Source organism: Sporolactobacillus sp. KGMB 08714, from assembly GCF_036598985.1.
Classification (GTDB): domain Bacteria; phylum Bacillota; class Bacilli; order Bacillales; family Sporolactobacillaceae; genus Sporolactobacillus.
Map to the genome: position 1 here is coordinate 1 of NZ_JAUUBW010000054.1, position 2,683 is coordinate 2,683.

The 2,683-nt window shown below is 49.4% G+C and carries 2 protein-coding genes and 1 pseudogene; all 3 read right to left on the minus strand.

Features of this window, described 5'->3' with window-relative positions; all coding sequences use genetic code 11:
* Positions 1–68 precede the first annotated feature (68 nt).
* Positions 69–869: an ExeA family protein gene (locus Q6A92_RS17175; protein ID WP_332238845.1), complete on the minus strand. Its 801-nt coding sequence runs from the start codon at positions 867–869 to the stop codon at positions 69–71.
* Positions 862–2,211, minus strand: a pseudogene (locus Q6A92_RS20385) (DDE-type integrase/transposase/recombinase). Before Q6A92_RS20385 ends, Q6A92_RS17175 begins: the two are co-directional and overlap by 8 nt.
* Before the next feature lie 48 nt (positions 2,212–2,259).
* Positions 2,260–2,683 (minus strand): DUF6431 domain-containing protein (locus tag Q6A92_RS17190; RefSeq protein ID WP_332238847.1); only part of this gene is annotated, 424 nt, incomplete at its 5' end.

Genomic DNA, 2,683 nt, shown 5'->3' on the forward strand with positions numbered 1-2,683 from the left:
GGGCTGCCCATCAAGTTCTACAGTCCATCGTTTCTTTTTCGGATTGTAGAACATTTCATAAGGCGAAGTCATGAGAATTCCCCTTCAATCACACGTTTGATCATCCGATCGTCAAGAATGGAATGGGCGTTTTGTGCGCCATAAAGCAGACTGTGCGTGCAGACTTTGTTGATGAGTCTGGCCGCGCCCCCGGAATAACGGTGAATCTCATCAATAGCGCCATCTGAAAAAACAGGGTGGTCACAACCGGCATATTTCAAATGGCCGGTAATATAAGCGCCGGTTTCGGAACGATCATAATGGCCCAACTTACATTGAAGATCAATCCGTTGCCGGATCGCCGCGCAAGACTGCAGGCGCAGCCGGTTCCACAGTTCACTCTGTCCGACGAGGATCAAGGCCATTGGACTTTGGGAATCCATTTTAAAGTTGAGTAAAAAGCGAACCTCCTCTAACATTTCCCGGTCAAGAAGATGAGCTTCATCCACGACAACCACCGGTTGAATACCGTGGATCCCCCGCATCAGTTCAATTTCATGATGCAATTGACGCTTGGCGTCGCCTCGGTAAAATTTTGCCTCGCATCCCAGCTGTTCCAGTAGCCCTTTATAAAAATGCCGAGGCGTCAGCTTAGAATCAGACAAATACAACACGCTGAACTTTGAAGCATCCAGTTTGTCTGTAAACTGACGAATCGTTGTTGTTTTCCCTGTGCCGCAATCCCCGGTGACGACAGCGAACAGCTGACGTTCAGCCGCATAGGTCAGCCGTCCCAGAATCTCTTTCATCGGGTGAGAGGCATAAAGGGCATTCGTCGGAATGGAACGTGAGAAGGGTGTTCGGCTCATATGATAAAACGTTTCATACAAAACGCTCACCTTCCTCGATCACTTTACTGAAGGAGACTGCGGGCTTAGGAACATCTGGACGTTCCTTGTATTTCTGCCCGGCTGCCTGAAGGAGGCGAGAAGAACTGGTCGGCTGAGGTTGGAGGGTTTTCGGCAGCTCTGGGCGTTTCCCCACACGTTCACCAATTTCAAGAGGCTTCGCCTCCCAGGGTTGGCACCCTTCTTTTTCAATCATGATTTGTGTGGGATCCGAAGGATCGTAGACGACGGTCACATCTCGGCCGACTAGAGACAAACCTACTTCATACAGCTGACTGTTGAAACTAACACAACCTGATTTGTCCACCTTTCGCTGGACCGCATGCATGAAAGCCTGCCGGATGGTTTCCGGATCAAGAAAATGAAGCGACTTTTTGTCACTGCGAAAAGCCATTTCCGGAGTGATGTGCTCTCCCAGGGCGGAATGCGGCTTATTCTGATAACACTCACTCAGCCAGACCTGAAAAAGCTCGTTCAACCGGGTTAGGGAGTTGGGATGTTCCAGGGCAACTTCCCCAAGGAACGAATCAACCATTCGATTCAACCGTTCTATTTTCCCCTTGGATTCAGGCGAGTAGATACGGGCATAAAGCAGTCGTGTCCCCAATTTGGAACAGGTTCGAGACATGGCCTGGGTTCGATACTGTTTTCCGTTATCGAAGAAGACCGCTTCTGGTCGACCATATTTTTGAACCGATTGCCGAAGGGCATCCTCGACAATTCGTTGATCCAGCGTGGGATAAAAAGAACCATGCAGCACAAACCGTGTGGCATCGTCAATGAACAGAACCAGATAAACTTGTTTGCCTTTCCCCTTCGGGCCAATAGGAAGATAGGGACCCTATTTAATATCGCTTTGCCAAAGCTTGTTGCGATGGAGTTTCTGAAAACGTCGTGCCGCACCGACGGTTGACCGATACAGACGCATCTGTCGGGAACTGTAGCCCCGGGCCGTTAGCCGATCCTGAAGGGTTGACCGTTTCAATTCCCCGGGCTGCGCTTTGTCCTCCCATTCCAGTATCTGAATGATCTGAGAGATACTACGTTGAGGAACTTCTCTTCTCAGGAGAATCGCCTCTTCGACCAAAGACGGTGAGATCGCGTGGCCCTTTGAACTTCTGCCTTTTGGCTTTAGCCCTTCAAGACCTCTCTCTCGATAGCACGCTAGATAACGACGTAACGTCCGATCAGAGATCCCATATTTCTCACAAATGTCTTTTTTGATTTGGCCGGTTCGAGCTGGATCGAGATCGACCGAAAGTAGAGGCGCAATCAACTGAAAACGCTCGGATGCTGTTTCCTCTTTTTTTTCATTGTCCTTCATGATGAATTCACTCCTCGTTTGATGATCATCATGAAGGGTAACCCTTTTTCACTGGGGCAAAAAGGCTGAACGGGTCTGTATCCATAAGTTCACATTGATGATGGGTTTGGCCATTCGTGTCAGCCAACCCGGTGCGTCACCAACGAAGTGCCCGAGCTGTTCGAGTACGGTCAGCGAACCCGAGGGCGACGGATTCACCGAGGCAATTGCCCACATAAAACGAAAGGCCAGGGATCGGAGACAGTTCAACCAATAGTGAGCCAAAATCTGGAACCAACGGTTCCAGCGATACAAGGTGGACTGGTCTGCGGCAACATCAAAGAGTTCTGTAGAATGGATCTTCTTTTCAATACAAAATGCCTGATAGCGCTTATAAGGCAGAAGAAAAGCCGGAAGTTCATGATGAATTCTCCGGCAATCCTCACAGCGTAAACGTCGAATAATCAGCGTCTCAACATTACCCATGTCCTGT